At 61.7% G+C, this 23766-nt stretch carries 35 protein-coding genes; 26 read left to right on the top strand and 9 right to left on the bottom strand.

The annotated features are described in order from the left end of the window. Positions 1-23: 23 nt before the first annotated feature. Genes NJH59_RS02660 through NJH59_RS02635 form a run of 6 tightly spaced genes read right to left on the bottom strand, consistent with a single transcriptional unit; the run spans position 24 to position 2485 of the window. Positions 24-464 (bottom strand): RusA family crossover junction endodeoxyribonuclease, encoded by a 441-nt coding sequence (locus NJH59_RS02660; protein ID WP_253086331.1) that lies wholly within the window; start codon positions 462-464, stop codon positions 24-26. After that, entirely contained in the window at positions 457-627 is a 171-nt protein-coding gene (locus tag NJH59_RS02655) for a hypothetical protein (RefSeq protein WP_253086330.1), read from the bottom strand. The genes NJH59_RS02660 and NJH59_RS02655 overlap by 8 nt, the downstream gene beginning before the upstream one ends. Further along, entirely contained in the window at positions 620-1231 is a 612-nt protein-coding gene (locus tag NJH59_RS02650) for a replication protein P (protein ID WP_253086329.1), read from the bottom strand. The genes NJH59_RS02655 and NJH59_RS02650 overlap by 8 nt, the downstream gene beginning before the upstream one ends. Before the next feature lie 25 nt (positions 1232-1256). Beyond that, positions 1257-1982, bottom strand: coding sequence for a DnaT-like ssDNA-binding domain-containing protein (locus NJH59_RS25580; protein ID WP_253086328.1), 726 nt, complete (start codon positions 1980-1982; stop codon positions 1257-1259). A 3-nt stretch (positions 1983-1985) separates the two neighbouring features. Next, the gene (locus NJH59_RS02640; protein ID WP_253086327.1) at positions 1986-2294 is read right to left on the bottom strand and encodes a CII family transcriptional regulator; all 309 of its coding nucleotides are present in this window, start codon (positions 2292-2294) and stop codon (positions 1986-1988) included. A gap of 2 nt (positions 2295-2296) precedes the next feature. After that, positions 2297-2485 (bottom strand): hypothetical protein, encoded by a 189-nt coding sequence (locus NJH59_RS02635; protein WP_253086326.1) that lies wholly within the window; start codon positions 2483-2485, stop codon positions 2297-2299. A 99-nt stretch (positions 2486-2584) separates the two neighbouring features. Between NJH59_RS02635 and NJH59_RS02630 the strand changes: the two genes are divergently transcribed. The 23 genes from NJH59_RS02630 (at position 2585) to NJH59_RS02520 (ending at position 16717) form a co-directional block, all read left to right on the top strand. Next, positions 2585-3268, top strand: a complete 684-nt coding sequence (locus NJH59_RS02630; protein WP_253086325.1) for an XRE family transcriptional regulator — start codon at positions 2585-2587, stop codon at positions 3266-3268. Beyond that, positions 3268-3927, top strand: coding sequence for a hypothetical protein (locus tag NJH59_RS02625; protein ID WP_253086324.1), 660 nt, complete (start codon positions 3268-3270; stop codon positions 3925-3927). The genes NJH59_RS02630 and NJH59_RS02625 overlap by 1 nt, the downstream gene beginning before the upstream one ends. 404 nt (positions 3928-4331) lie before the next feature. Then, positions 4332-4583: a hypothetical protein gene (locus tag NJH59_RS02620; RefSeq protein ID WP_253086323.1), complete on the top strand. Its 252-nt coding sequence runs from the start codon at positions 4332-4334 to the stop codon at positions 4581-4583. Then, on the top strand, positions 4580-4729 hold the full coding sequence (locus NJH59_RS02615) for a hypothetical protein (RefSeq protein ID WP_253086322.1): 150 nt from the start codon (positions 4580-4582) through the stop codon (positions 4727-4729). The genes NJH59_RS02620 and NJH59_RS02615 overlap by 4 nt, the downstream gene beginning before the upstream one ends. Continuing rightward, positions 4719-4868, top strand: coding sequence for a hypothetical protein (locus NJH59_RS02610; RefSeq protein ID WP_253086321.1), 150 nt, complete (start codon positions 4719-4721; stop codon positions 4866-4868). Before NJH59_RS02615 ends, NJH59_RS02610 begins: the two co-directional genes overlap by 11 nt. After that, the gene (locus NJH59_RS02605) at positions 4865-5236 is read left to right on the top strand and encodes a hypothetical protein (protein WP_253086320.1); all 372 of its coding nucleotides are present in this window, start codon (positions 4865-4867) and stop codon (positions 5234-5236) included. The genes NJH59_RS02610 and NJH59_RS02605 overlap by 4 nt, the downstream gene beginning before the upstream one ends. Positions 5237-5363: 127 nt before the next feature. Beyond that, a complete protein-coding gene (locus NJH59_RS02600) occupies positions 5364-6125 on the top strand; it encodes a recombinase RecT (RefSeq protein WP_253086319.1) in 762 nt (253 codons plus the stop codon). Next, the gene (locus NJH59_RS02595; RefSeq protein WP_253086318.1) at positions 6112-7746 is read left to right on the top strand and encodes a YqaJ viral recombinase family protein; all 1635 of its coding nucleotides are present in this window, start codon (positions 6112-6114) and stop codon (positions 7744-7746) included. Before NJH59_RS02600 ends, NJH59_RS02595 begins: the two co-directional genes overlap by 14 nt. A gap of 14 nt (positions 7747-7760) precedes the next feature. Then, positions 7761-7961, top strand: a complete 201-nt coding sequence (locus tag NJH59_RS02590) for a hypothetical protein (RefSeq protein WP_253086317.1) — start codon at positions 7761-7763, stop codon at positions 7959-7961. A 9-nt stretch (positions 7962-7970) separates the two neighbouring features. Beyond that, on the top strand, positions 7971-8786 hold the full coding sequence (locus NJH59_RS02585; protein WP_253086316.1) for a DNA translocase FtsK: 816 nt from the start codon (positions 7971-7973) through the stop codon (positions 8784-8786). A gap of 69 nt (positions 8787-8855) precedes the next feature. Continuing rightward, positions 8856-9467, top strand: a complete 612-nt coding sequence (locus NJH59_RS02580; protein WP_253086315.1) for a 3'-5' exonuclease — start codon at positions 8856-8858, stop codon at positions 9465-9467. A 24-nt stretch (positions 9468-9491) separates the two neighbouring features. Next, positions 9492-10088, top strand: a complete 597-nt coding sequence (locus NJH59_RS02575) for a DUF1566 domain-containing protein (RefSeq protein WP_253086314.1) — start codon at positions 9492-9494, stop codon at positions 10086-10088. A gap of 69 nt (positions 10089-10157) precedes the next feature. Beyond that, a complete protein-coding gene (locus NJH59_RS02570) occupies positions 10158-10778 on the top strand; it encodes a DUF1566 domain-containing protein (RefSeq protein WP_253086313.1) in 621 nt (206 codons plus the stop codon). Positions 10779-10830: 52 nt separating this feature from the next. After that, entirely contained in the window at positions 10831-11187 is a 357-nt protein-coding gene (locus NJH59_RS02565; RefSeq protein WP_253086312.1) for a four helix bundle protein, read from the top strand. A 202-nt stretch (positions 11188-11389) separates the two neighbouring features. Beyond that, positions 11390-12547, top strand: a complete 1158-nt coding sequence (locus tag NJH59_RS02560) for an RNA-directed DNA polymerase (RefSeq protein ID WP_253086311.1) — start codon at positions 11390-11392, stop codon at positions 12545-12547. After that, positions 12544-13467: a DNA cytosine methyltransferase gene (locus NJH59_RS02555; RefSeq protein ID WP_253086310.1), complete on the top strand. Its 924-nt coding sequence runs from the start codon at positions 12544-12546 to the stop codon at positions 13465-13467. The genes NJH59_RS02560 and NJH59_RS02555 overlap by 4 nt, the downstream gene beginning before the upstream one ends. Continuing rightward, positions 13464-13778, top strand: a complete 315-nt coding sequence (locus NJH59_RS02550) for a hypothetical protein (protein WP_253086309.1) — start codon at positions 13464-13466, stop codon at positions 13776-13778. The genes NJH59_RS02555 and NJH59_RS02550 overlap by 4 nt, the downstream gene beginning before the upstream one ends. Further along, the gene (locus NJH59_RS02545; protein WP_253086308.1) at positions 13775-13948 is read left to right on the top strand and encodes a hypothetical protein; all 174 of its coding nucleotides are present in this window, start codon (positions 13775-13777) and stop codon (positions 13946-13948) included. Before NJH59_RS02550 ends, NJH59_RS02545 begins: the two co-directional genes overlap by 4 nt. Further along, positions 13945-15252 (top strand): hypothetical protein, encoded by a 1308-nt coding sequence (locus NJH59_RS02540; RefSeq protein ID WP_253086307.1) that lies wholly within the window; start codon positions 13945-13947, stop codon positions 15250-15252. Before NJH59_RS02545 ends, NJH59_RS02540 begins: the two co-directional genes overlap by 4 nt. 10 nt (positions 15253-15262) lie before the next feature. Then, positions 15263-15472, top strand: a complete 210-nt coding sequence (locus tag NJH59_RS02535; protein WP_253086306.1) for a hypothetical protein — start codon at positions 15263-15265, stop codon at positions 15470-15472. 60 nt (positions 15473-15532) lie between these two features. Then, positions 15533-16018: a class I SAM-dependent methyltransferase gene (locus NJH59_RS02530; RefSeq protein WP_253086305.1), complete on the top strand. Its 486-nt coding sequence runs from the start codon at positions 15533-15535 to the stop codon at positions 16016-16018. Positions 16019-16076: 58 nt separating this feature from the next. After that, complete coding sequence (locus tag NJH59_RS02525; RefSeq protein WP_253086304.1) at positions 16077-16400, top strand: hypothetical protein; 324 nt, start codon at positions 16077-16079, stop codon at positions 16398-16400. A gap of 38 nt (positions 16401-16438) precedes the next feature. Continuing rightward, entirely contained in the window at positions 16439-16717 is a 279-nt protein-coding gene (locus NJH59_RS02520) for a pyocin activator PrtN family protein (protein WP_253086303.1), read from the top strand. On the opposite strand, the gene NJH59_RS02515 is transcribed toward NJH59_RS02520, so the two are convergent. Further along, a complete protein-coding gene (locus NJH59_RS02515; RefSeq protein WP_253086302.1) occupies positions 16686-17828 on the bottom strand; it encodes a site-specific integrase in 1143 nt (380 codons plus the stop codon). The genes NJH59_RS02520 and NJH59_RS02515 overlap by 32 nt on opposite strands. Positions 17829-17929: 101 nt before the next feature. Between NJH59_RS02515 and dusA the strand changes: the two genes are divergently transcribed. From dusA to NJH59_RS02500, 3 genes are all read left to right on the top strand, one after another. Further along, positions 17930-18940, top strand: coding sequence for a tRNA dihydrouridine(20/20a) synthase DusA (gene dusA, locus NJH59_RS02510; RefSeq protein WP_253086301.1), 1011 nt, complete (start codon positions 17930-17932; stop codon positions 18938-18940). Between the two features lie 120 nt (positions 18941-19060). Next, positions 19061-19987: a transaldolase gene (gene tal / locus NJH59_RS02505; RefSeq protein ID WP_043864539.1), complete on the top strand. Its 927-nt coding sequence runs from the start codon at positions 19061-19063 to the stop codon at positions 19985-19987. A gap of 174 nt (positions 19988-20161) precedes the next feature. Further along, positions 20162-22048 (top strand): alkaline phosphatase D family protein, encoded by a 1887-nt coding sequence (locus tag NJH59_RS02500; protein ID WP_253086300.1) that lies wholly within the window; start codon positions 20162-20164, stop codon positions 22046-22048. Positions 22049-22088: 40 nt separating this feature from the next. Here the strand turns inward: NJH59_RS02500 and rssC are convergent, their stop codons facing one another. Together rssC and rssB are read right to left on the bottom strand one after the other, a co-directional pair. After that, on the bottom strand, positions 22089-22571 hold the full coding sequence (rssC, locus tag NJH59_RS02495; protein WP_043864541.1) for an anti-sigma factor antagonist RssC: 483 nt from the start codon (positions 22569-22571) through the stop codon (positions 22089-22091). Next, a complete protein-coding gene (gene rssB, locus NJH59_RS02490) occupies positions 22568-23752 on the bottom strand; it encodes a two-component system response regulator RssB (protein WP_123752346.1) in 1185 nt (394 codons plus the stop codon). The genes rssC and rssB overlap by 4 nt, the downstream gene beginning before the upstream one ends. Between the last annotated feature and the right edge of the window lie 14 nt (positions 23753-23766).

The raw sequence follows: 23766 nt of genomic DNA, 5'->3' as shown, positions 1-23766 counted from the left end.
TGCGTAGATCGTTGTGTTGCGGGTCAAGCTGCACTCTCCAGCGGCACAATCCGGACGTGAACGCCCGGCACTTCGCCGTAGCGCTTGCGCACGAACGCATCCACGACCTGCACGTCGTCCTTCCACACAACGCCGTTGAGGCCGTCGTAGATGGCCTTGATCACGTTGTCCATGTCGGGCTTCTTGGTCGGGAATACCTCGCCGGCCAGGGCCTGGGCCTTCCACTTTTTCGACTTGGATTGAGGAACGGCCATCACGATGCGCAGCTCGACCAGCACAGCGCCTTCCAGCAGCGTGCGGCCGGCCATTGCGGTGGTGCCGGCCATGGCGATGAGGCCTTCGTAGCCGGCGGTCTTGGCCGGTGTGTACATGCGGGCATGCCCGGCGATGGTGCTGACCCGTGGTCTGCCCTTCCCCACTGGTTCGCCCGGTACCAGGAACGAAACTGGCTTGAGGTCATTCATTGGCTGCCGCCTTACCCAAGGCATCACGGGTATCGAGCAAGCGGCGAATTTGCGCCTGTATCTCCCCAGCGCGGTCCAAGTGGACGTTTGCTCTTGCGACCTCTTCGGCCTGCTCGGCTAACAGTTCGTCAATACGTCCATAGAAATTCTTTGCGTCATGCATGGTTGTCTCTCCGGATGCCCATCTTGGCCAGCAGCAGAGCGCGCGCGGCCTTCGGGTCGGTTGGTATGTTCTGTGCGGCGATCAGGTCGCGGGCTTCCTGGTGGGTTCGAGCCAGTTGGGCCTTCATGCCGCATTCGCGCTCGATGCCCTTGGCGATCTTCCCGTCGAGGGGCTGTGCGTTCTGGGCGCGGCGCTGGACGATGGCGTAGTTTCGTTCGAACTGCTGGAACAGCCCTTTTTCCTTGCCGGTTGCTGCGCGAAGATCGAACGTGCCGGTCGCTTCGGCTGCGACCCTGACAGCCTCGTGCGAGTACTTACCGCTCAGCGCTTCCCACCAGGCGTCTTGCACGTTCGGCATGTCGTCGACACGCTGGCAGAGCTCCAGGAAGTCACTGGGCGATGGCGGAAATTTGCATTCCTTGACCATGCGGTGCAGGCCTCGGTCTACGGCTTCGTCGCCCAGTTCGCTGATGGTCTCGCGCCATACGCGGCGGGCCAGGTGTTCGGCGCGCTCGTCGCCGTAGTGTTTCTCGTACCAGGCCGGGAACGTGATCTTGAGCGTGGTGAAGATCCGGCGAACAGCATCCCGCAGGGCCTGTTCCATGGGCGTCACGTTCTCGGGTACCGGTTCACCAATTGGGGTCTGTGAGGATGTCGTGAGCGTTGCGCGTGCTGCGACCAGGAGTTCGTCCACCGGTTTCATGGCGTGTGCCCTCTGCTTGCTGGATTCGGGATTGGCGTTTCAGTTGCTGCGCAAGTGCGTGCTCCCACTGGGACTGGGTCTTGTGGTCACCGGGGCGGCTGATCCAGTACGAACGGAATTCCAGCAGTTGGTCGGCGTTGAACCGTTGGTTGGCCATGCCGTTGCGAGCAAGGACTGCGGTGAACGAGCGGGATTCGGGCTCCCAATCGTCGGTCATTGCGAAGCGAGGACGCGCGGTTTGGTCCTCGATCAGCGCTGGAGGCGAATCGTTCGCCTGCGCGGTATGTGTGTTTTCTTCTGTATCTGTATCTGTATCTGGGGGCGTTACCGTAACGTTACGCTGCTGTTTCTTCTTTGCTCGATGCGCTGCAACCCTTGCCTTGCTTGAGTCGGAGACGAATTGCCTCTTGTCCCACGCGTTCGGCTGGCAGTCTTCCGTGATGAGCCCCTTGCTCAAAAACAGCGCTTTCGTGGCCTGCCACTGCTCATCGGTAATGCGCATCTGAAATGCGATTTCCGTTTCATGTAACGTTACACCTTCGTTACTGCAACGCAGGCAAAGCAGCATGATGAAGCGCCGCTGGTCGGCCTCGCTCATCATCTGCACTTTGGGGTCTGTGGCGAACTCGCCATACATCCGGAACCAGTCCACGGGTCAACCCTCCTCGAGCTGGTCCAGCCCCTGGACGTGCTCCATCCAGCGCTTTGAACCGTGTATGAACATCTCGATGTCGCGCTCGTTGAAGCATCGCATTTCGCTGGGCACGACCTTGAGGCCAAGCACTGCAAGGATCTGCGCGAACTGTTCGAACTTCTCCGGGCGCATGCGGCTGATGGTCGCCTCGTCGCAACCGACTGCAAGCGCGATGGGCGCGTTACCGACGGAGGTCACCCGCTGCAAGATGAAGTGCAGATTCTTGCGGGCTCTTGCAGCCTGTTCCGGGCCTAATTTGGTCGTCGACATGGTCAGGCCGCCAATCTTGAGGCTTCTGCCTCTTTGTGCATGGCTTCAATGGCTTTGCCAGTCTCGTAGCCGATTCCGGAACCCTTGCTGGCTCGATGGATAGTCGGCTGAGTTGTGCCGACCTGCTTCGCGATTGCTGCTTGGGAGAACCCCCAATCAGCGAGGTCTGCAAGCATTTTCTGGATGGTCATTCTGCTCACCAATTCGTTTACGTATTGATCGATAATACGCAAGCGGATTGAAGGCTGCAATAGACTCCTTTTTCAATACGTTTTTCTATGGGTTACAGAATGAAGATTGGCGATAGGCTTGCTGGGGAAATGGAGCGCCAAGGCATGTCGGAGGGCGAGCTGGGAAGGCGCTCAGGCGTCAATCAGCCTACGATCCATCGCATTGTCACTGGAGAGTCGAAGAACCCTCGGCAGGACAATGTCGAGAAAATCGCAAGGGCGCTTGGAGTTACATCTGATTGGCTGTGGCGTGGAGGCGACCGTGAGAAGGGATCGAATGTCGTCGAAGGGAACTTTTCGCCAAGAGCGAAAGGTGACATCAGTATTCCTCAATACGACGTGAAGGGATCTATGGGGCCAGGACAGGTAATTCCGAGCGACTACATCGAGACGATCCGTAATATTACCGTGCGAACCGAATACCTGCGTGAACAAGGGATAAGTTATAGCCGGCCAGAAAATCTTGCGGTCATCACTGGTTTCGGTGAAAGCATGGAAAAGACATTCACCAGCGGGGATCCACTCATAATCGACAAGGGTGTACATGAGGTTCTTGTTGATGGAGTTTACTTGTTCACATTGGACGGGGTTCTGTACATCAAGCGACTACAACGGCTGCCTAAAATGATCCGAATGATTTCGGATAACGACGCTTTCCCAGCATTCGATATCAAGGGTGCTGACCTAGAGACGCTAACCATTCACGCAAGGGTACTTCTGGCATGGAACGCACGAAAGCTCTGATGGAAGTACTGGACAGACCGATAAAAAGGATAGGATTCACCATACTTCTACTTGGCCTGGCACTTTCTGTAGTCGGTGCATTTCAGATTGCATCTGACTCTTACCGGGCAAGTGTATTTTTCGAGCGCTGGGTCGGGACAATATTTTTTGAAAGATACGCGTATAAAAATTACCCAGCGACCAAATTCGGCTTTTGGATATTTTTGATCGGCATTTTATTTTCGTTCCTTTACGATCGTGTGATAGGAAAATTTTTCGATTGGATAGCGAATGGTGGAAAGAAAAATAAGATAATAGCGGCAGAAAAAAACCATGCAGAACTTTATTTTAAAGATGCAAAAAGTGTACTTGAGTACTCATGCAAGTACATGGACACAAGCCTGAATGAAGGAGAGTTCACTCCCTGCATTGTGGTCGCCACCAGCTCATCTAGGACGGCTGGAACATTTGCCGTTATCGACATTCCTTCGGATCAAGGTATTAGGCGTGGGGTTGCTGCATTTTCAACTCAAGATACCCCCTCTGATGTGGTTGGAAAGCTGTGCGCAGCAATGATAGGCCCCATGATTGATGAAACTGGATCTCCTGGGCTCCTGCTTTTCGCCGAGCTTGAGCCGACCTGGCAAAATGGGTCGTGGAAGGTCAAGCGCCACTTCTGATTAACCTGCCCCTCCATTTTGAGGCCCGCCACTGAGCGGGCTTTTTCATGCCCGCAAAAAAACAAATGCATTTACGTATTGACTGCATCAATCCGTTTTCGTATTGTTCGCTCATCCGAACCGCACCTTGGTGCAACGGATGGCAGCGAGCCGAATGCCTCAATTCGGTACAGGGGAAGCCTCACCCCTGGTGCGCAGCGTCGAGCACCGCATAAACGAGAGCCGACAGCATGCAGAGCGTGGTCGGCTGTCGGGCTCTCAGAGCCCCCGAGATGAACTACCGAGAAATCCTCGGTAGTTCGGCCCAGCCCACCGTGGCGTGAAACGGAGGCCAGCTCCAAGGAACATTCCACTTCTGCACCTGGGCGACCGGGTGCAGCGGGGAATCAACCGAGGACACCACCATGTTCAACCCAACCGCCCTACCCCTGTTCAATGAACGTGTTCGCAAGGTGCTGGAGGCGCCGCCGGTTGACCTGGTGGCTACCGAAAGTGAACTCAGCTACGCCGCCGGCATGGTTGCCTACGCCTTGGCCCGTGGCGATATCGGCCATGAAGAGCACAACCTGATGCTCATGCGCATCGACATGGCGCGATACAGCGCTCTGGCCCGCACGCTGCGGAACGAGCGCATCGAACGAGTGGCGCAGCAGTGAGCGCCTACGACGCCTGGCTCGACCCGCCCGACGACGAGCCGGAACCCTTCGAAGACGATGCCGAGCCGGACGGGCACCCGTTCCAGGCCGGCGACTGGCGCTCTGATGAGCGCGACATTCAGCTGGAGAGCCGCTATGACCAGTAAGTGCCTGGGCTTCATCGCCCCCACCGCCCAAGCAATGATCGAAGCCCTGCACCGTCAGGGCTTTTTTCTGGTCGGCGATCTGCCGGCGGGCACCAAGATCAGCATCCGCCGCCGCATGTTCGTTGTGAGGTTTCCATGAGCTTTTACGAGGACAACATCGCCGACGGCTCCCACTGCATGAGCTGCCTTGGCTTCATCGGCGATGATGTTGGCTATCCGCGCTGCTGCCGAAACTGCGGCGGTGAAGGTAGTGCACCGAACCCGGAAGGCCACAAGAAGCGCATGAAAGCCCAAGCCATGCAGCGCTTCGACACTTGGCTAGCAAGAACTGGAGTTGCCCACAAGAAGCACAACCAAGGCTTCCACGTGGTGTTGTCGCTCCCTGACGGCCGAGTGATTGACTGTTGGCCATCTACTAGGAAATGGCAGTTGCGTGGCCAGCGCATTAGCCGCAACGGCAAGGCGCTTCACGACTTGGTCATGTCCCAGCTCAGGCCATGGCCATGACCACCGCCCAGCGCCGCCGGCGCCGCTCCATCCGCACCGCTTCAGCCCTCACCGGCTTCCTGTTCATCACCTTCACCCTGATCGGTCCCGCCATCGGCGGCCTGGTCGCACCTTAGGAACCCCGCTCATGAGCGATCTTGCCATCAAACCCACCTTCAGCCTTGCCCCGCAGAACATCGAGGAAGCGCTGAAGTTCGCCGACTACCTGGCCAAGTCGACCATTGTGCCGAAGGACTTCGCCAACAACCCTGGCAACATCCTGGTTGCCATTCAGTGGGGCATGGAACTGGGCCTGCAGCCCATGCAGGCCATGCAGAACATCGCCGTCATCAACGGTCGACCGGCGCTGTGGGGTGACGCGGTGATCGCCCTGGCCCGCAGTTCGCCGCTCTGTGAATACATCTACGAGAGCGACGACGGCGAGACAGCCACCTGCCGCGTGAAGCGGCGCGGCGAGGAAGAACAGTCGCGCACGTTCAGCATGACCGACGCCAAGCTGGCCGGCCTGTCCGGTAAGTCCGGTCCTTGGTCCCAGTACCCGAAGCGGATGCGCCAGTTGCGGGCCCGGGCCTTTGCTTTGCGCGACGTGTTCCCCGATGTGCTGCGCGGCATGCCGATGGCCGAAGAGCTGCAGGACATCCCGACAGAGCGGGAACTGAACCAGGCGCACGTGCGCAGGGACGATGAGCCTAAGCAACTGCCGGCCTATCCCGACAGCAAGCTCGAAGAGAACGCGGACATGTGGCGCTCGATGATCGGCGCCGGCCGCACCAGCCCCGATCACCTGCTGGCGAACCTGACCAGCAAGTACACCGTTACCCCCGAGCAGATCGAGCGCATCCAGGCGCTTGCCCCCATTGAAGGAGATCACACCGATGCAAGTGCATAACGTTCAGCAGGGCACGCCTGAGTGGCATGCCCTCCGCGCCAGCTACTTCACCGCTTCGGAGGCGCCCGCGATGATGGGCGCCTCGAAGTACCAAACACGCAACGACCTGCTGGCCATGAAAAAGACCGGCATTGTTGAAGAGGTCACGCCCCAGCAACAGGCCATCTTCGACCGTGGCCATGCTACCGAGGAACTGGCCCGCCCCCTGGTCGAGGAAATGCTGGGCGAAGAGCTCTACCCCATCGTTGGAACCAGCGGCAACCTGCTGGCCTCGATGGACGGGGCCACGATGCTGGGTGACACGCTCTTCGAGCACAAGCTGTGGAACCAGGGAGTAGTCGCGCAGATCCGCGCCGGCGAATTGCAACCCCACTACTACTGGCAGTTGGAGCAGCAGCTGCTGGTCAGTGGCGCCGAACGCGTGATCTTCGTGTGCTCGGATGGCACGAAGACCAACTTCGAGCACCTGGAATACCGGCCCGTGGCCGGCCGCCGGGAGCAACTGGTGGCCGGCTGGGCCCAGTTCGAGGAAGACCTGGGTGCGTTCGAAGTGAAAGAGGCCAAGGCCGAAGTGATCGGCGCGGCGCCGGACCAACTGCCGGCCCTGCGCATCGAAGTCACCGGCATGGTTACCGCGAGCAACCTTGACGCTTTCAAGTCCCACGCCTTGCAGGTGTTCAGCAGCATCAACACCGACCTCAAGGATGACCAAGACTTCGCAGACGCTGAAAAAACCGTGAAGTGGTGCGGTGATGTCGAATCCCGGCTGGAAGCTGCCAAACAGCACGCCCTGAGCCAGACCGAGAGTATCGACGCTCTGTTCAAGGCGATCGACGATATCAAGGAAGAAGCCCGCCGCAAGCGTCTGGAGCTGGAAAAGCTGGTGAAGAACCGCAAGGACACCATCCGCAGCGATATCGTCATGGATTCGGCCAAGGCCCTTCAGGACCATATCGACCAGATCAACGGAACGCTCGGCGGTCGCATCCGCATGCCGCGCGTTCCGGCGGACTTCGCCGGCTCCATCAAAGGCAAGAAGACTGTTGCCAGCCTCAATGAAGCCGCCGGGGCCGAGCTGGCCCGGGCCAAGATCGAGGCCAGCCGCATCGGAGATGGCATCCGCACTAACCTGGCCAGCCTGAACGAACTGGCCGCCAACCATAAGTTCCTGTTCGCGGATGCCCAGGAACTGGTGCTGAAGGCCAACGACGACCTGGTCGCGCTGATCAAGGTGCGGATCAACGAGCACGAGCAGGAAGAGCAGAAGCGTCGCGATGCTGAGCTGGCCCGCGAGCAGCAGCGCCAGCAGGAAGAAGCCAAGCAACCAGTGGTCGAACAGATCCACAACCCAGACCCTGAACCAGTGGCTGCGGCAACGCCGATCACCAGTGCAACGCCGGTTACCCAGGCGGTCACTGACGACGGCCAGCGCATCAAGCTGGGCGATATCAGCGCCCGCCTTGGCTTCACGCTGCCGGCAGACTTCCTGAGCTCGCTTGGCTTCGACGCTGTTGCAACGGAGCGTTCGGCAAAGCTGTACCGCGCCAGCGACTTCACGCGCATCTGCGCCGCGCTGATCAACCACATCCAAGCTGTGCAGGCCAACCGCGCCGCTGCCTGACAGGAGAACCAGCCATGGCCGCCCAGACCGTGGAAGAGCTGTACGACCGAGTCGAGGAATTCAGCGCCCTGCTTGCCTCCGCGGAACTTCATGCGTCGGGCGCTTGGGAAGACGAGTTCGTCGAGAGCCTGCGGGCCAACTTCAAGCGCCATGGCCCGCGCACCCTTCTGAGTCCACACCAGCAGAAAAAGCTGGAACAAATCGGCAAATACTGAGGATCACCCATGAAAGTTGAACACAAAGAAGCCATCGACCGCGCTCGCCGCCACGGCATCCAACCCATGGTCTTTGCCCACGAGCTGATGGTGCACGACCTGGTGGAGGCGGCGCTGTTCGAACTGCGCAACGTGAAAGTGCCGTTCAGCCGCCTGGGCGAAGACGATCAGCAGGAGGTGATCGACCGCATCACCAAAATTGCTGAAGAGGCGGTGATGACCGCCGTCGGCATCATCAGCACCCGCAGTGTCGACACCATCCCGATGACTGTGGTCGACGCCAAGTTCAAGGCGAAGGCCATCACGGTGACCGCGTCCATCGATGCCCAGGACCCCAACCGGCATGGCCTGATCGATGTTGCCGGAAAGCTGTGCCTGATGGTGCTGGCCCCGGCCGACTACAACGAAGGCAAGGACGGTATCCGCGCCGAGCGCGACCAGCATGAACTGCCGTTGAGCGCTGGAGCCATTGCCGAGGCGATGTATCGAGACCGCCGCAACACTCCCCTGGAGGACGACAACGATCAGGCCGTAGACCTGGAACCGGAACCACAAACGGCCCAGACCACTGCTGATACCCAGGTAAGCAAAGAGTTCGGCGACTTCGACTATGACGACGCCACGCAGCTGATCGTGCTGAAGGCCAACGGCAAGCCGTTCAAAGCACATTGGGTGCAGAGCCGCCTGGCCATCAGCAGCGAGCAGGTCACCACCCTGCTGATGCGCCTGCTCGACGACAAGGTCATCGAGGTGGAAGCCGAGGGCGAATCGGCGCTGGACCACAGCTACAGGGTCGCTGCCACCCTGGAAGACGTGGTCGCCTGATCCCCAGCCCACCGAAGCAACACCCACAGGCGCCTACGGGCGCCTTCTTTTCGCCTCTAGGAAACCACCATGTCCGATCTGATCTGCATTTTCGACACCGAAACCACCGGCCTGCCGCTGTTCCGTGACCCCAGCGACGATCCGCGCCAGCCGCACATCGTCGACATCTGCGCCCTGCTCTACACCCCCCAGGGCGATCTGGTCGACAGCTTCGAAGCAATGGTGCGCCCAGACGGCTGGGACATTCCCAACGAAGTTTCGGTCATCCACGGCATCACCAACGAGCTCGCGCTTGAGCACGGCATCCCGGAGCAGGAAGCGTTGGAAGGCTTCATGCGCATCTGGCGCCAGGCCGGACTGCGTGCAGCCCACAACGTGTCGTTCGACGATCGCATCCTGCGCATCGGCCTGATGCGCTTCTTCGGTACCGAGGTGGCCGACGAGTACCGCGCCGGCGACAAGTTCTGCACCTGCCAGACCACCACCAACATCGTGCAGTGCCCACCCACTGCCAAGATGATCGCCGCCGGACGGGGCAAGCAGTTCAAGCAGCCCACCGTGGCCGAGGCACTGAAGTTCTTCACCGGCGAAGACCTGGTCGGTGGCCACCGCGCCCGTCCAGATACTGAGGCCTGCGCCCGTGTTTACTTCGCCCTTCAGGCGCTGCAGTCGGCTGCCTAAAACAGAAACCATGGAGAATTCAGCATGAAACAGGAAAAGATCACGCTCACCATCGGCGATGCCACCATCAAGCTTCCAGCTGCTACCGTGGCCCAACTGGCCCTGGTATCGGTTCTTGGCCAGATTGCTCCGCCGCCGGCGCAGACCCGCATCCTGCCGCAACCGGCAGCCGCCCCCGAGATCGGCCAGCCATGGCCGGGCCAGGGCGGCATCAACGGCGGCTTCGTGCCGGCCATCGGTGAAGTGCCAGAGCACTACCTGATCTTCGCCGACAGCGATGTTGGCGAGCATGAGTGGGGCGGCCGCAATACTGAGTCGAAAGCGACCAGTCGGCACGACGGCAAGGCCAACACTGACATTCTGATCGCCGAGGGCGGCCATCCTGCCGCTGAAGCAGCCCGGGCATACCGCGCTGACGGCCATGCCGACTTCGACCTTCCGGCCGCATCCCAGCTCTACCAGGCTTGGGTCCACGGACTGATCACCGATGGGGCGTACTGGAGCAGCTCGCAGCGCTCCGCCTACAACGCATTCCTCATGCACTTCGATGATGGCACTCAGGACTACTACGGCAAGTACGGCGAGCTCCGTGTCCGCCCCGTCCGCAGATTCTTCATTTAATCCTTCATCCATTCGAACAAACGGGCGCATCGGCGCCCTTTTTGTTGCCTGCACGTCAAGGAGCAGCACATGAACGCAGTTGAGAAAGCAGCACAATCCACCACCCTCCCAGCAATCGGTGAAGCCTACGGCGGCGGCTTCGTCACCGGCATCACCCGCGATCCGGAAACCGGCGAGCGCCACCTGTGGATCACCGCCGGCGCCGAGCATGAACTTCAAGGCCGCTGGGGCGAGTACGGCGAGAAGATCCATGGCGCCGAGAGCTTCACCAACAGCCGCGCCAACACCGAGGCAATGGCCGCTGCTGGTAGCGCCATTGCCCAGCAGGTCCTGGCGCTGAACATCGGTGGCCACAACGACTGGGCGATCCCTGCACGTGATGTGCAGGAGCTGCAGTACCGCCACTTCAAGCCGACCACCGAGGAAAACTACTGCTGGAACCGCGATGGCGAGAACCTCAACAGCGAGCCAGCAGGCCAGCTCTACACGGAGGAAAGCCCAGGCCAGACCGTGCACGAGGCGTTCCGCTCTGGCGGCCCAGAGGCCTTCCAGCGCGCCTGGTATTGGTCGTCTTCGCAGCGCTCCGCCCCCAGCGCATTCGGCATGGGCTTCGGTGATGGCCATCAGGGCAGCCTCGGCAAGTACGGCGAGCTCCGTGTCCGCCCCGTCCGCAGCGAAATTATTCAGTAATTCATTCATTTAACCGCCCGGCAACGGGCGGCCACCCAAGGAGGGGCATGCCATGGCAATGCATACCGAGCTTTCCATCTTCAAGGCCGCCAGCGGCTTGTTGCAGATGGCCACGAACCTCACCAAGAACATTCCCCGCGAACTTAAACAGTCGCTGGGGCGGCGAGTGATCGACGAGTGCATTGACGTGCTCATGCTCATTGCCCGGGCAAACGCGACGCAGGACAAGCGACCACACCTATCGGTACTGGTCGAAAAGGTCCAGGTCATCGAGCTGCTCATGCGCCTCTTCAAGGACAGCCGATTCATCAGCGTTGAACAGCACGCCAGAACGATGGAGGTCACCACATCGATTGGCAGGCAGGCCAACGCCTGGAAACGCTCCACCCCATCCGCGCCCGCTGCCTGAAGGTTACGGCTTCCAGGCCTGTGCGAATTGAATCTGGTCGTGCCGCTGACCTTGGGTCACCGCCATGCGCACCATGGATACCGCCGGTCTCAAGCGTCCGTGTAGGTCCAGCGCAGTTTGTCCGCCGAGCAATCGGCAGGCCGACGTAGATAGCACGACAGGTCGCAGCGCTCCGCCAACAACGCATTCAACATGAACTTCGATGATGGCAATCAGAACAACAACGACAAGAACAACGAGCTCCGTGTCCGCCCCGTCCGCAGATTCGACCCCCTACCCGTTCAGCGAACTGGTCCAGGCCTACTACGATTGCCGGCGCTCCAAGCGCAACAGCAACAGCGCGCTGGCTTTCGAAGTAAACCTGGAGCGGAACCTGACGGGTCTTCACCGCGATCTGGTCACCGGCCGATACCGGCCAGGTCGCTCAATCTGCTTTGTGGTCACCCGACCAAAGGCCCGCGAGGTATGGGCCGCCGACTTCCGCGACCGCATCGTGCACCACTTACTCTACAACCGCATCGGCCCCGGCATCGAGCGCAGCTTCATAGCGGACAGCTGCGCCTGTATCCCAGGTAGAGGCACCCTGTACGCAGGCAAGCGCCTTGAGGCGAAGATCCGGAGCCAGACGCAGAACTGGTCCCGCCCCGGCTTCTACCTCAAGTGCGACCTGGCCAACTTCTTCGTCGCGATCGACAAGCGCGTGCTGGGCCGCCAGCTGGTAGCCAGAGTCACCGATCCATGGTGGCAGCAGTTGGCCCTGCAGGTGCTCATGCACGACCCGCGCGAGAACTACGACGTGCGCAGCCCGGCGCACTTGTTCAACCGGGTACCGCAGCACAAGCGACTGACCGCGCAGCCCGCTCATCTGGGCTTGCCTATCGGCAACCTGTCGTCGCAGTTCTTCGCCAACGTCTACCTCGACTCACTGGACCAGTTCTGCAAGCACGAGCTGGGCGCCAAGCACTACATCCGCTACGTCGACGACTTCGTGCTGCTGCATGAGTCACCGCAGCAGTTGAACGAGTGGCTGCGCAGGATTGAGCAGTTCCTGCCCAGCCTGGGCGCCAGGCTCAACCCGAAGAAGACCATCCTGCAGCCGATTGACCGTGGCGTGGATTTCGTCGGGCACGTGATCAAGCCCTGGCGGCGCACCACCCGCAAGCGCTCGGTGGCCCAGGCCATGAAGCGTACCGCCGCAGCGCCGTCGGAGGGCCTGCGCGAGACGGCCAACAGCTACTTCGGCCTCCTGAGCCAGGCCAGCCACAGCCAGAAAGACCGGGCTGCGCTGGCGAACCTGATCCTTCGCCGAGGCCATGTGGTCAACGGCGAGCTGACCAAGACCTACCCGAGGAAATCATGACAACAGCAATCGACCTGTTCGCCGGCCTCGGCGGATGGAGCACCGGCGCGCGCGCCGCAGGCGTCCAGGTTCTCTGGGCGGCAAACCACTGGCCGGTGGCCGTTGAATGGCACAGCGCCAACCATCCCGACACGCAGCACGTTTGCCAGGACCTGCACCAAGCGCGCTGGGAACAGGTGCCGGCGCATGACATCCTGCTGGCTTCGCCATGCTGCCAGGGCCACGCCAAGGCCCGCGGCAAGAAGTCGGGCAACCCTGAGCACGACGCTTCGCGCTCGACGGCCTGGGCGCCGGTGTCAGCGCTGGAGTTCCACCGGCCGCAGGCGGCAGTGATCGAGAACGTACCGGAGTTCACCGACTGGGTGCTCTACCCGGCCTGGTTGCAGGCTGTTCAGGCGCTGGGGTATCAGGCGGCACCGCATATCGTCGACTGCGCCAACCTGAGCGTGCCACAGCACCGGGTGCGCCTGTTCATGGTACTGACCCGAAGCAAGGCCCCGCTGATGCTCCAACTGCCGCAGGAGCGACATGTGCCCGCCGCCAGCTTCCTCGACTTCGACGCCGGGCGCTGGTCGCGGATCGAGAAGCCTGGCCGGGCCCAGGCCACCCTCGACCGAGTGCGCAACGGCCGCCAGCGCTTCGGTGACCGATTCATCATGCCCTACTACGGCAAAGGCTCCGGCACCACCGGCCGCGACATCAACCGGCCGATCGGCACCATCACCACCCTGGACCGCTGGGCCTTGGTCGACGGCGATCACATGCGGATGCTCAGCGCCAGCGAAGCCCTGGCAGCCATGTCGTTCCCAGCTGACACCCTGCGCCCGGACAACCACCGGCTGACCATGCACATGGCGGGTAACGCAGTACCACCACTTGCAGGACAGCGCATCATTGAAGCTTTACTGGAGGCAGCATGAACCCCACCGCCCAGGCGGCCCTTGACCGGGCCCGCCAGCCTACCCCTGCGCCTGTCTTCTCCACGGAGACGGCCCGGCCGAACAAGCCCATCACGCTGCCGGCGATCACCGGCCCTATCAACCACTTCATGCGCCTGCAGGCGCGCGAGGAAGCCCGCGACCTGGTGCTGTCGATGCGCGCGACGCTGGCCTGGCCCAATGGCCTGGCCCAGGTGATCACGCGGCTCAAACTGGCAGCGGTGGGCAGGCCTGACAGCCACGTCGCCGGCTACCTGGACATCATCGAGTGGCTGGAGGCCCATGCCGAATGACCGCCCTTCGCCGCAAGACCAAGATCCGCGGGCGCCCCATGGGTCCGCTCGACCTGAACGTGATCTGCGACATCTGCAACACGTCGCGGGCACACGGCAACCACAAGAAATGCAGCGCCAAGCGCAAGGCCATGGCCGAAGAGCGGCGGGCAAAGGAGAACAAATCGTGAGCAACACCGAACAGATGGTCAGCTTCCCACGCGAGCTGACGGACGATCTCGCCGAGCTGATCGCCGAGAAGGCACGGGTTTGCGGGGGTGGCGCTGTCGATATCTGGGACGCTATCTGCGCGCATGCCCAGCCAGCCGCCCAGCACCAGGGCGAGCCGGTGGCGCTGCCTGAGCGAAAGTCCTACGAGGAGTCTTTCTCCGTGCATGGACAGGGGCAGATCATGGGCTGGAACGCCTACCACGACGAAATCGCCAAGCTGGGGCCGCTCTACACCCACCCAGCACCAGTTCAGCAGGGCGAGCCGGTGGCGTGGCGCGGAATCAATGAGCTCGGCGAAGTCGTCACCGAATGGATTGATGGGGTTCCCCCCGAGAGGATGGTGGACCTGCGCGGAAACCCGGGCAGTTTCGCCAAGATCGAACTGGCCTACAGCCACGTCGACGCTGGCGAGGTTGAGCGGCTGCACGAACTCAGCGTTACGAACATCCTGATGGCCATCACGCCGGGCATTGATGGGATGGGGCGCGAGCACTACGCGCAGTCTGTTGGTGAAGTTGAGCAGAAGCTTTCAGAGCTAATGGTAGAAGTGGACACCCTGCGTGCTTCCCTGGAGAGCGTGAGGACTTCCCGCGATGCCTTCGCGCAGAACGCTATCGACTTGCGCGCCCAGCTGGCCGAGCGGGATGCGCTGCTGCGTATCGTCCGCGAGCAAGGGCTGAATCCTGTAACTGCTGCCGCCATCCGTATCGCCCTATCCGCCAGCGCAGAGCCGATCCCGTTCCCTGGCTATCCGCCCGTACCGGAAGATCGCAAGCTACCGGCAGAGCCGAGCGCGCCGGTTGAGCGGGATGAGCTGGAAGCTGAAGCGCAGCGGATTTACGAAAGCTGGTCGGATCAGCGAGGGTATGTACCATGGGTGGCCAGGGGAAATTCGCTGAAACAGGATGAGGCTCGGCGGCAAGCCCGAGCCGCCCTGGAGCGCAAGCCGAGCGGCGACATTCCCGATTTCACTCCTGGCAGCGGCAACAAGGTAGAGCGCAGGGCTACAGAACTGGTCGCTCAGCTGCAGGCCGACCTGACGGAGCGGGACCAACGGTTGGACCAGTTCCAACAGGTAATGCAGAAAGTGGCCACGCTGCGCGGAACGCTGGACCTGCATGGCATTCGCGAAGAAGTAGAGGCGCTGCTGTGGCCAGACTTACATAGCCGGCCGGAAGAGCGCGGCACACCGGAAACGGAACCTTGCTCAGGCTGTGGAACACCTGGTTGGACCGGTGCCTGCGCCAAGTGCGTCCCCTACTGAGATCACCATCATGACAATTCGTAAGCTCACCTACTGCTGCCTCACCGGCGCGTTGATGTGGCTATGCCTGATCGGCGGGGCCTGGCTCGCAAATGCGCACGCCGAACACCAGACCGAGCCAGTCCGCACAGAAACACCAGCCGGCGACCAGTTCAACGAAGGGCCGGTGCTGGTGCGCCTGCCCGGCGCTCACCTTCCGACCACCAGGTACATTTTCTGAGGGTGCCACCATGATCCTGACCCTGATGTACATGCCCTACCTGATCAACAGGGGGCCGCGATGAGCGCCGCAGCAAAAGTGCTCGATCCATGCAGCGCAAGCCGCATGATGTGGTTCGACAAACAAGACCAGCGCGCTTTGTTCGGCGACATTCGCGACGAGCAACACCTGCTCTGTGACGGCAGGGTTTTGAAGGTCGAACCGGATGTGCTCATGGACTTCAGGCAATTGCCGTTCGAGGACTCAACCTTCCGCCTGGTGGTGTTCGATCCTCCACACCTGACCCGCGCCGGCGTCGATAGCTGGATGCGGGCCAAGTACGGGGTGCTCACCTCCGACTGGCGAGAGGACATCCGCCAGGGCTTCGCCGAGTGCTTCAGAGTGCTGGAGCCTGAGGGAATCCTGATCTTTAAATGGAACGAAACCCAGGTCCTGGTGACCGAGTTGCTTGCCCTGACCGATGAAAAGCCCCTGTTTGGCCACAAGTCCGGCAAGCGCGAAAAGACGCACTGGATCACCTTCATGAAGCGCCCCGCTTCAGCCTAACCCCCCCCCCCCTACAACTCAAGCCCGCCGACATGCGCGGGCATGGAGAGCTATTGCCATGACAAAGGAAGAACTGCGGGCCCTTGGGCCGAAGATCGCCATCGCGACTGAGGCCGGTAAAGCCGCTGCAGCGGCATGCGCGAATGATGGCGGAAGCGCCAACCTCGATCGGGTGGTAATCCCAGTGCCGGGCATGCGCCTGGACACAGACCACGGCCTACCCGGGTACATCCAGAAAAGGCATGGCTACCACCAGCAGGGCGTCCACCTCGATACGCCGTGGCCTGGCCAGGGAAACCAGCACAGTGCCGGCGTGCAGGCCATGTACCGGTCGCTCAAGGACCAGGGCGTCGACTGCTACGTCTACTACCAGCTCGACTGACCACCAACCTGCCGCCACCGGCGGCGTGGAGACCATCTATGAACACAGCATTCCTGCTGATGGCCCAGTACAACGGCCAGGCAATCATCCCCATCGAACTGGTCTGCAAGGACTACTTCGACATCACACCGACCAAGCTCAAGGCCAAGGTGGCCCGGGGCGAAATCAACCTGCCGCTGGTCTGGATGGAGCCAAGCCAGAAAGGTGCACGCGGCGTCCACCTGAACGACTTGGCGGCCTACATCGACGACCAGCACACCAAGGCCAAGGCCGAGCACGACAAACTCATGGGGCGGGGTCTTCGGCGCGCCTCTTGACTCTCTTCCGGGCCTCGATCACGGGGCCCGCTATCACCTCTTCCAGCATGGCCCAGCCGTCATATGGGTCACCCTTCCCCCGCAGGTGCGTATAGCGCCGCATCGAATTCCAATCCCGGTGACCGGAAACAGAGGCCACTTTCGGGATATCCCACCCCTTTTCGAACAGCCGACTCACGCCGTCATGGCGCAGGTCGTGGAAGTGCAGGTCGTCGATCTCCAGGAAGTTGCACGCCCTGGTGAACGATGCCGATATCGACCTCGAGTTGTACGGGAACACCTCGTCGGCAACCCTGGGCATTGACTGCAGCACCCGCCAGGCTTCATCCGGCATGGTGCACCAGACGTCGTTCCCATACTTCTGGCCTGGGTTTTTCATGTCGGTGATCAGCGCTGACTGCTCTTCGTCGTTCAGCAGGCTCCAGCGTATGCGCGTGATCTCCTCCTGTCGCCGCGTAGAGAACAGCGCGAAGACGACCACCCGCACCATGTCGATCTCCTGCTTGCGACGGTCACGCACCTCCTGGAAGTACTTTAGGATGCGCTCAAGCTCATCGAGCGTAGGCCGGCGGTTTCGCTCGTTGCTACGGGTCACGGCCCCCATCTTGCGCAACACGCGTCGCGCGTCTGGCATGGCCAGCGGGTCGACCTCATACCCCCATGCCGGACGGGCAACCGACAGTACGGCGCCCAGGTGCGCCAGGTCGTTGCCTACGGTCTGGGCCTGGATACCGTCCTTCTCCATGCGGCCCATGGCGTACTCCACCAACTTCTGGCTGGTGAGGTCCGTGTCGACCACATCGCCCAGCCAAGTCTCCTTGATGGCGTTGAGCGTTGCGCGCTTGGTCTTGCCGAGCGGGCGCAGCTTCTCGTACTGGTCCAGGTACCGCTCGATCATCTCCTTGACCGTTACCCCTGCCCGGCTGGCCTTCTCGATCGCGCCTGGCTCATACAATTCCGCCTCGCGCTTCCTGATCCAGGCCTGGGCCGTCGCCTTCCGGTCGAACGTTTGGCTTTCCTGATAGACTGTCTCACCCTTTTTCATGATCCGGATCTGCGCGGTGTGCGCCGTCGATCCGTCCTTGCGCTTGCGCTGCGTGATGGTTCCCATGGATTTTGCTACACGACTGCTGAAGGTTGCTACATTGTAGCAACGAGCAAAGAAAAACCAGAAAGAACCGGAACAATCCGGAATCAATCAGAGAAACACAAATGCAACAGATTCAGGCACAAACCCCAGCAACCCCAGGCAATACGGTAGTCAGGAGGTTTTCTGTTGCACCGATGATGGACTGGACCGACCGCCACTGCCGCTTCTTCCTGCGCCTGCTGTCGCGCAATGCCTTGCTCTACACCGAAATGGTCACCACCGGCGCCCTGCTGCATGGCGACGCCGAGCGTTTTCTGCGCCATGACGAAGCCGAGTACCCGCTGGCCCTGCAACTGGGTGGCAGCGTGCCGGCGGACTTGGCCGCCTGCGCCGTACTCGCGCAAAACGCCGGCTACAACGAAGTGAACCTCAACGTCGGCTGCCCCAGCGACCGCGTGCAGAACAACATGATCGGCGCCTGCCTGATGGGCCATCCGGGGTTGGTGGGCGATTGTGTCAAGGCCATGCTCGACGCAGTGCAGATCCCGGTCACGGTCAAACACCGCATCGGCATCAACGGCCGCGACAGTTACGCCGAGCTCTGCGACTTCGTCGGCCAGGTACGCGACGCAGGCTGCCGCAGCTTCACCGTACACGCGCGCATCGCCATCCTCGAGGGCCTCTCGCCCAAGGAGAACCGCGAGATCCCGCCACTGCGCTATGACGTCGCCGCGCAGCTCAAGGCCGACTTCCCGGACCTGGAGTTCATTCTCAATGGCGGCATCAAGACCCTCGCCGAATGCCAGCAGCACCTGCAGACCTTCGACGGCGTGATGCTCGGCCGCGAGGCGTACCACAACCCTTATGTACTGGCCGAAGTCGACCAGCAGCTGTTCGGCAGCGACGCCCCGGTGATCAGCCGCAGCGAAGCGCTGGCCAGGCTGCGCCCGTACATCGCCCAGCACCTGCAGAACGGCGGCGCCATGCACCATGTCACCCGGCATATCCTCGGCCTGGGCCAGGGCTTCCCCGGCGCTCGCAAGTTCCGCCAGCTGCTGTCGGTGGACATCCACAAGAGCACCGACCCCCTGGGCCTGCTCGACCAGGCGGGGCTGCTGCTGGAAGGACGCTAGGAACCTGCGCGCGGCTGGACACTCCAATCGTTACCCTCCCCCGATAGCCTGCCGCACAGCCCTTGAGCGGCCGGCAGCGCTCGGGTAATGTCGTCCAACCGCACAGGACAGAGCACGCTCATGACTTCCAAGCTGGAACAACTCAAGCAGTTCACCACGGTCGTCGCCGACACCGGCGATATCGATGCGATCAGCCGGCTCAAGCCGGTCGACGCCACCACCAACCCGTCCCTGTTGCTCAAGGCCGCCGCCATGCCCGGCTATGCCGAGCTGCTCGATGACGCGCTCAAGCACAGCAAGGGCGACCTGGGCCTTGCCTGCGATGCATTCGCGGTATCGGTGGGCAGCGGAATTCTCAAGGTGATCCCGGGCCGTATTTCCACGGAAGTGGACGCCCGACTGTCCTTCGACCAACCTGCCCTGCTGTCCAAGGCGCGCCAATTGATCGAGTTGTACGACAAGGCCGGCATCGGCCGCGACCGCGTGCTGATCAAGCTGGCCTCCACCTGGGAGGGCATCCGCGCCGCCGAGGTGCTGGAAAAGGAAGGCATCCAGACCAACCTGACCCTGCTGTTTTCCTTCGCCCAGGCGGCTGCCTGTGCCGATGCTGGGGTGTTCCTGATTTCGCCGTTCGTGGGCCGTATCTACGACTGGTACAAGAAATCGACCGGCAAGGAGTATGTCGGGGCCGAAGACCCGGGCGTGAAGTCGGTCACGCGTATTTACGATTACTACAAGGCCAACGGCTACGACACCGTGGTCATGGGCGCCAGCTTCCGCAACATCGGCCAGATCGAGCAGTTGGCCGGCTGCGACCGCCTGACCATCAGCCCTGAGTTGCTGCAGCAGCTCAGCGATGACCAGGGCACCCTGGCGCGCAAGCTCACCCCGGGCAAGGCTGGCGAGCCACGCCTGACACTCGACGAAAGCCAGTTCCGCTGGCTCTCCAACGAAGATGCCATGGCCACCGAGAAACTCGCCGAGGGCATCCGCCAATTTGCGCGGGATCAGGAGAAACTCGAGGCGTTGTTGGCTGCAAAGGCCTGATACAAATATGGTTTGCCAGGCAAGGTGTGAAGGCGGAGCATTAGCGGTTTTGCACGCTGGATCTTGCAGACCTCTTCGCCGGCAACGCCGACTCCTACAGGGCTGCACGATACCGTAGGAGCCGGCATTGCCGGCGAAGCGCCGAAGGCGCACCCATCCATCTTCGAGTAATCAATGCCCGAAAACACCCCGCTGCCCCTGGTACTGGCCGGCCCGTTGCTGCGCCGCCTGGAGCCTGCGCGCATGGTCCTGTGGCTGGTCGGCTCACAGCCGTTGCAGCCCGAACTGCACCTGCAACACTCCACCGAATACACCCTGAGCTGTCAGGTCATCCCCATCGGCCAGCACGCCTTCGTGCACCTGCTCGATATCCAGCTGCACACCCCACTGCCCACCGACGTGCAGATCGACTACGACGTGCTGATCGGCGGCCAGGGCATCGCCACCTGGGCCCCACACCTGCTGTATGAAGGCGCCCGCCTGCCCAACTTCGTGATACGCGAGCGCCTCGACCAGTTGTTGCATGGCTCGTGCCGCAAGCCGCACCACCCCGCCGCCGATGGCCTGTTGTGCGCCGACCGCCTGCTGGCCGCGCCCCACGCACCCGCCGAGCGCCCGGCGCTGCTGATGATGAGCGGCGACCAGGTGTACGCCGACGATGTCGCCGGCCCCATGCTGCGGGCCATCCACGGGCTGATCGAACGGCTGGGCCTGTACCACGAGCACCTGGAAGGCGCCGTGGTGCAGAACAGCGCCGAGCTGTACCGCCACCCGGCCAGCTACTATCACCGTGCCGACCTGCTGCCAGCCCTGGAGAGCAACGAAACCCTGCGCGAGCGCTTTTTCGGCGGCACGCGCAAACCCATCTTCACCAGCAGCAACGCCGACAACCACCTGGTAACCCTGGCTGAGATCATGGCCATGTACCTGCTGGTCTGGTCGCCTGTGCCCTGGACCTTGGTCGACACCCCCATGCCATCAAGCCTGACCACCCAGCGCCAGGCCCGCTACCAGCGCGAACAGCACTGCCTGAAGGGCTTCGTCGAAGGGCTGGATGGCGTGGCGCGGGTACTGGCGCACCTGCCCAGCCTGATGATCTTCGATGACCACGACATCACCGACGACTGGAACCTCTCGGCCCAATGGGAAGAAACCGCCTACGGGCACGCCTTCTCGCGGCGCATCATCGGCAACGCGCTGATCGGCTACATGCTCTGCCAGGGCTGGGGCAACAACCCGGACGTGTTTGGCGAGCTGCTGCAAAGCTGCCAGGCCCTGAGCCACAGCGCCGATGACGACGGCTATTTCGACCGCGCTGCGCAAGATGGCCTGATCAAACAGCTGCTGCGCTTTCAGGAGTGGCACTTCGTGCTGCCCACCCAGCCTGCGCTGCTGGTACTCGATACCCGCACACGTCGCTGGCGTAGCGAGAGCAAGCTGCAAAAGCCCTCCGGGCTGCTGGACTGGGAAGCGCTGTGCGAACTGCAGCAGGCCTTGCTGGACCACCCCTCGGCCATCATCGTCTCCCCCGCCCCGCTGTTTGGCGTGAAGCTGATCGAAACCATCCAGCGTGTGTTCAGCTGGTGCGGCTATCCGCTGCTGGTGGACGCCGAGAACTGGATGGCGCACCGGGGAGCGGCGCAGGTGATCCTGAATATCTTCCGTCACTCGCGCACGCCAGGGCATTACGTGATCCTCTCGGGCGACGTGCACTATTCCTTCGTTTACGAGGTAATGATTCGTCACAAACGCGGCGCCCCGCACCTGTGGCAGATCACCAGCAGCGGCATCAAGAACGAATTCCCGCGCCGACTGCTCGATGTGTTCGACCGACTCAATCGCTGGCTCTACGCCCCACGATCACCGTTGAACTGGTTCACCAAGCGCCGCCTGATGCAGGTGGTGCCGCGTACACCCGCGCACAGCAAGGCCGGCGAGCGCCTGTGGAACAGCGCCGGGCTGGGCCAGGTGCTCTTCAACGCGCAGGGGCAGCCCGAGCGCATCTTCCAGCTCAACGCCAACGGCGCGCCGCCCACGGAGTTTCCCCGCGAGGCTGAATGAAAAGGTGAGTTCGGCGCCCGCTACAGGGCGCCAGGATCGATCAGGTCCGCTCCAGGGCGTTGACCAGGTCGTGGAAGGCTTCGCGGTTGGAGTCGTTCAGGCCCATGAGGATCTTGTGCGCTTCCAGCACCTTGGCGCGCACTACCTCTTCGTTCTGGTCCTGGGACGGCAGATCGGTCAGGCACTCAGGGCACGGGATTGGACGATCGACGATGTTGAACACCTGATCGAAGCCCATCGACTGCAGAAGCCGGGTGATATCGGCATGGGTAGTCACCACCGTGGGCAGCAGGCCGACCTTCTGCCGCGACAGGATCGACAACTTGGCCAGCAGGCCCAGAGTGGTGCTGTCGATACTGTTGGTTTCGGTAAGATCGATGACGATCGCCGAGAAATTCAGCGCCGTGAAGATCTTTTCAATCGTTGCATCCAGCGCCGAACACAGGGTCAGACGCACTTCACCGACGAACTTCAGAACAAAGGTGCCATTCTGCTCGGCAAACTGGATTCTTCCAGTACTCATTGAAGGTTCCTGCTCAACACCATTAGGGCGATATCATCCGGCATCTCCCCAAGCGTAGCCAATTCGAATCGTTGGCGCAGCCCATCCAGGCTGCCACCTGCTGCCTTGATGATTTCAGGCAAGGCAGCCTCCTTATCTTTGAGTGTGTCGCCAGGCAAAAGGTCCAGAATGCCATCAGACAGCAATGTGAGGCTGAACTGCGGCGGCAACTCCAGAACGTGATCCTGGTAGGTGGCCTCGTCGAACAGCCCCACCGGCAGGCCGCGCCCTTCGAGGTACCGGGTGTCGCCCGGGGTGTACAGCACCGGCAACGGCAGATGGCCGCCGATGCTGTAGGTCATCAGGCCGGTGTGCTCGTCGATCACGCCGCCCACCATGGTCACGTGCTTGCCCAGCCTGCAATTGATCAGGCCGCGGTTGATATGCCCGAGCACCTCGGACGGCTTGAACTCGGGCAAGGTGCCGGCGCGCTTGAATTCGAACAGCAGGCGCGTGGTCATGAACTTGAGCAGCACAGTCACGAACGCCGAGGAGGCACCATGGCCGGACACGTCGGCCAGGTAGAACGCCACGCGTCGCTCGTCGACACGAAAGTAATCGGTGAAATCGCCAGACAGGTACAGAGACGGAATGATCTGGTGTTCGAAACGCAGGTCTCCGGCCTTCCAGGGGTTCTCCGGCAGCATGTTCATCTGCACCTGGCGCCCGGCAGTCTGGTCTTCCTGCAGCAGGTGCAGGCTGGCCTCCAGCTCACGGTTGGCGGTTTCGAGCTTGTCGCGGTAACGCTGGTTTTCCAGTACCAGATGCGCCCGATCCAACGCCCGGCGAACCGAGTGCTCCAGCACTGCCAGGTCTTCCAGGGGCTTGATCAGGTAGTCGGCAGCACCCAGGCGCAACGCTTCGACGGCATCGTTCATCACGCCCGCGCCCGACACCACGATCACCGGCAGGTCGGGGGCACGCTCGGTAACCTGGCGAATCAGCTCCAGGCCGCCCATTTGCGGCATGCGCAGATCGCAGATCACCAGATCAGGCTGTTCCTGCTCGAAGACCTGGAGACCCTGCTGGCCGTTGCTTGCCTGCAGGACGCTGAAGCCGCTGTCTTCCAGGTAGGCGGCGAGGCTCGCACGCACTACATCGTCATCATCGATTATCAGCAGCGTTGCACTGTTTTTCTGCATGTGGGCAAACGGCG

The organism is Pseudomonas sp. VE 267-6A, assembly GCF_024126555.1.
Classification (GTDB): domain Bacteria; phylum Pseudomonadota; class Gammaproteobacteria; order Pseudomonadales; family Pseudomonadaceae; genus Aquipseudomonas; species Aquipseudomonas palmensis.
The sequence above is the reverse complement of the archived record's forward strand: the minus strand, read 5'-3'. Positions and strand labels throughout refer to the sequence as shown.

Bases quoted from the DNA above. Each gene is read 5' to 3' on its own strand.
- NJH59_RS02660 (WP_253086331.1), bottom strand. From the start codon at position 464: ATGAATGACCTCAAGCCAGTTTCGTTCCTGGTACCGGGCGAACCAGTG.
- NJH59_RS02655 (WP_253086330.1), bottom strand. From the start codon at position 627: ATGCATGACGCAAAGAATTTCTATGGACGTATTGACGAACTGTTAGCC.
- NJH59_RS02650 (WP_253086329.1), bottom strand. From the start codon at position 1,231: ATGGAACAGGCCCTGCGGGATGCTGTTCGCCGGATCTTCACCACGCTC.
- NJH59_RS02640 (WP_253086327.1), bottom strand. From the start codon at position 2,294: ATGTCGACGACCAAATTAGGCCCGGAACAGGCTGCAAGAGCCCGCAAG.
- NJH59_RS02635 (WP_253086326.1), bottom strand. From the start codon at position 2,485: ATGACCATCCAGAAAATGCTTGCAGACCTCGCTGATTGGGGGTTCTCC.
- NJH59_RS02630 (WP_253086325.1), top strand. From the start codon at position 2,585: ATGAAGATTGGCGATAGGCTTGCTGGGGAAATGGAGCGCCAAGGCATG.
- NJH59_RS02625 (WP_253086324.1), top strand. From the start codon at position 3,268: ATGGAAGTACTGGACAGACCGATAAAAAGGATAGGATTCACCATACTT.
- NJH59_RS02620 (WP_253086323.1), top strand. From the start codon at position 4,332: ATGTTCAACCCAACCGCCCTACCCCTGTTCAATGAACGTGTTCGCAAG.
- NJH59_RS02610 (WP_253086321.1), top strand. From the start codon at position 4,719: ATGACCAGTAAGTGCCTGGGCTTCATCGCCCCCACCGCCCAAGCAATG.
- NJH59_RS02605 (WP_253086320.1), top strand. From the start codon at position 4,865: ATGAGCTTTTACGAGGACAACATCGCCGACGGCTCCCACTGCATGAGC.
- NJH59_RS02600 (WP_253086319.1), top strand. From the start codon at position 5,364: ATGAGCGATCTTGCCATCAAACCCACCTTCAGCCTTGCCCCGCAGAAC.
- NJH59_RS02595 (WP_253086318.1), top strand. From the start codon at position 6,112: ATGCAAGTGCATAACGTTCAGCAGGGCACGCCTGAGTGGCATGCCCTC.
- NJH59_RS02590 (WP_253086317.1), top strand. From the start codon at position 7,761: ATGGCCGCCCAGACCGTGGAAGAGCTGTACGACCGAGTCGAGGAATTC.
- NJH59_RS02585 (WP_253086316.1), top strand. From the start codon at position 7,971: ATGAAAGTTGAACACAAAGAAGCCATCGACCGCGCTCGCCGCCACGGC.
- NJH59_RS02580 (WP_253086315.1), top strand. From the start codon at position 8,856: ATGTCCGATCTGATCTGCATTTTCGACACCGAAACCACCGGCCTGCCG.
- NJH59_RS02575 (WP_253086314.1), top strand. From the start codon at position 9,492: ATGAAACAGGAAAAGATCACGCTCACCATCGGCGATGCCACCATCAAG.
- NJH59_RS02570 (WP_253086313.1), top strand. From the start codon at position 10,158: ATGAACGCAGTTGAGAAAGCAGCACAATCCACCACCCTCCCAGCAATC.
- NJH59_RS02565 (WP_253086312.1), top strand. From the start codon at position 10,831: ATGGCAATGCATACCGAGCTTTCCATCTTCAAGGCCGCCAGCGGCTTG.
- NJH59_RS02560 (WP_253086311.1), top strand. From the start codon at position 11,390: ATGATGGCAATCAGAACAACAACGACAAGAACAACGAGCTCCGTGTCC.
- NJH59_RS02555 (WP_253086310.1), top strand. From the start codon at position 12,544: ATGACAACAGCAATCGACCTGTTCGCCGGCCTCGGCGGATGGAGCACC.
- NJH59_RS02550 (WP_253086309.1), top strand. From the start codon at position 13,464: ATGAACCCCACCGCCCAGGCGGCCCTTGACCGGGCCCGCCAGCCTACC.
- NJH59_RS02545 (WP_253086308.1), top strand. From the start codon at position 13,775: ATGACCGCCCTTCGCCGCAAGACCAAGATCCGCGGGCGCCCCATGGGT.
- NJH59_RS02535 (WP_253086306.1), top strand. From the start codon at position 15,263: ATGACAATTCGTAAGCTCACCTACTGCTGCCTCACCGGCGCGTTGATG.
- NJH59_RS02530 (WP_253086305.1), top strand. From the start codon at position 15,533: ATGAGCGCCGCAGCAAAAGTGCTCGATCCATGCAGCGCAAGCCGCATG.
- NJH59_RS02525 (WP_253086304.1), top strand. From the start codon at position 16,077: ATGACAAAGGAAGAACTGCGGGCCCTTGGGCCGAAGATCGCCATCGCG.
- NJH59_RS02520 (WP_253086303.1), top strand. From the start codon at position 16,439: ATGAACACAGCATTCCTGCTGATGGCCCAGTACAACGGCCAGGCAATC.
- NJH59_RS02515 (WP_253086302.1), bottom strand. From the start codon at position 17,828: ATGGGAACCATCACGCAGCGCAAGCGCAAGGACGGATCGACGGCGCAC.
- dusA (WP_253086301.1), top strand. From the start codon at position 17,930: ATGCAACAGATTCAGGCACAAACCCCAGCAACCCCAGGCAATACGGTA.
- tal (WP_043864539.1), top strand. From the start codon at position 19,061: ATGACTTCCAAGCTGGAACAACTCAAGCAGTTCACCACGGTCGTCGCC.
- NJH59_RS02500 (WP_253086300.1), top strand. From the start codon at position 20,162: ATGCCCGAAAACACCCCGCTGCCCCTGGTACTGGCCGGCCCGTTGCTG.
- rssC (WP_043864541.1), bottom strand. From the start codon at position 22,571: ATGAGTACTGGAAGAATCCAGTTTGCCGAGCAGAATGGCACCTTTGTT.
- rssB (WP_123752346.1), bottom strand. From the start codon at position 23,752: ATGCAGAAAAACAGTGCAACGCTGCTGATAATCGATGATGACGATGTA.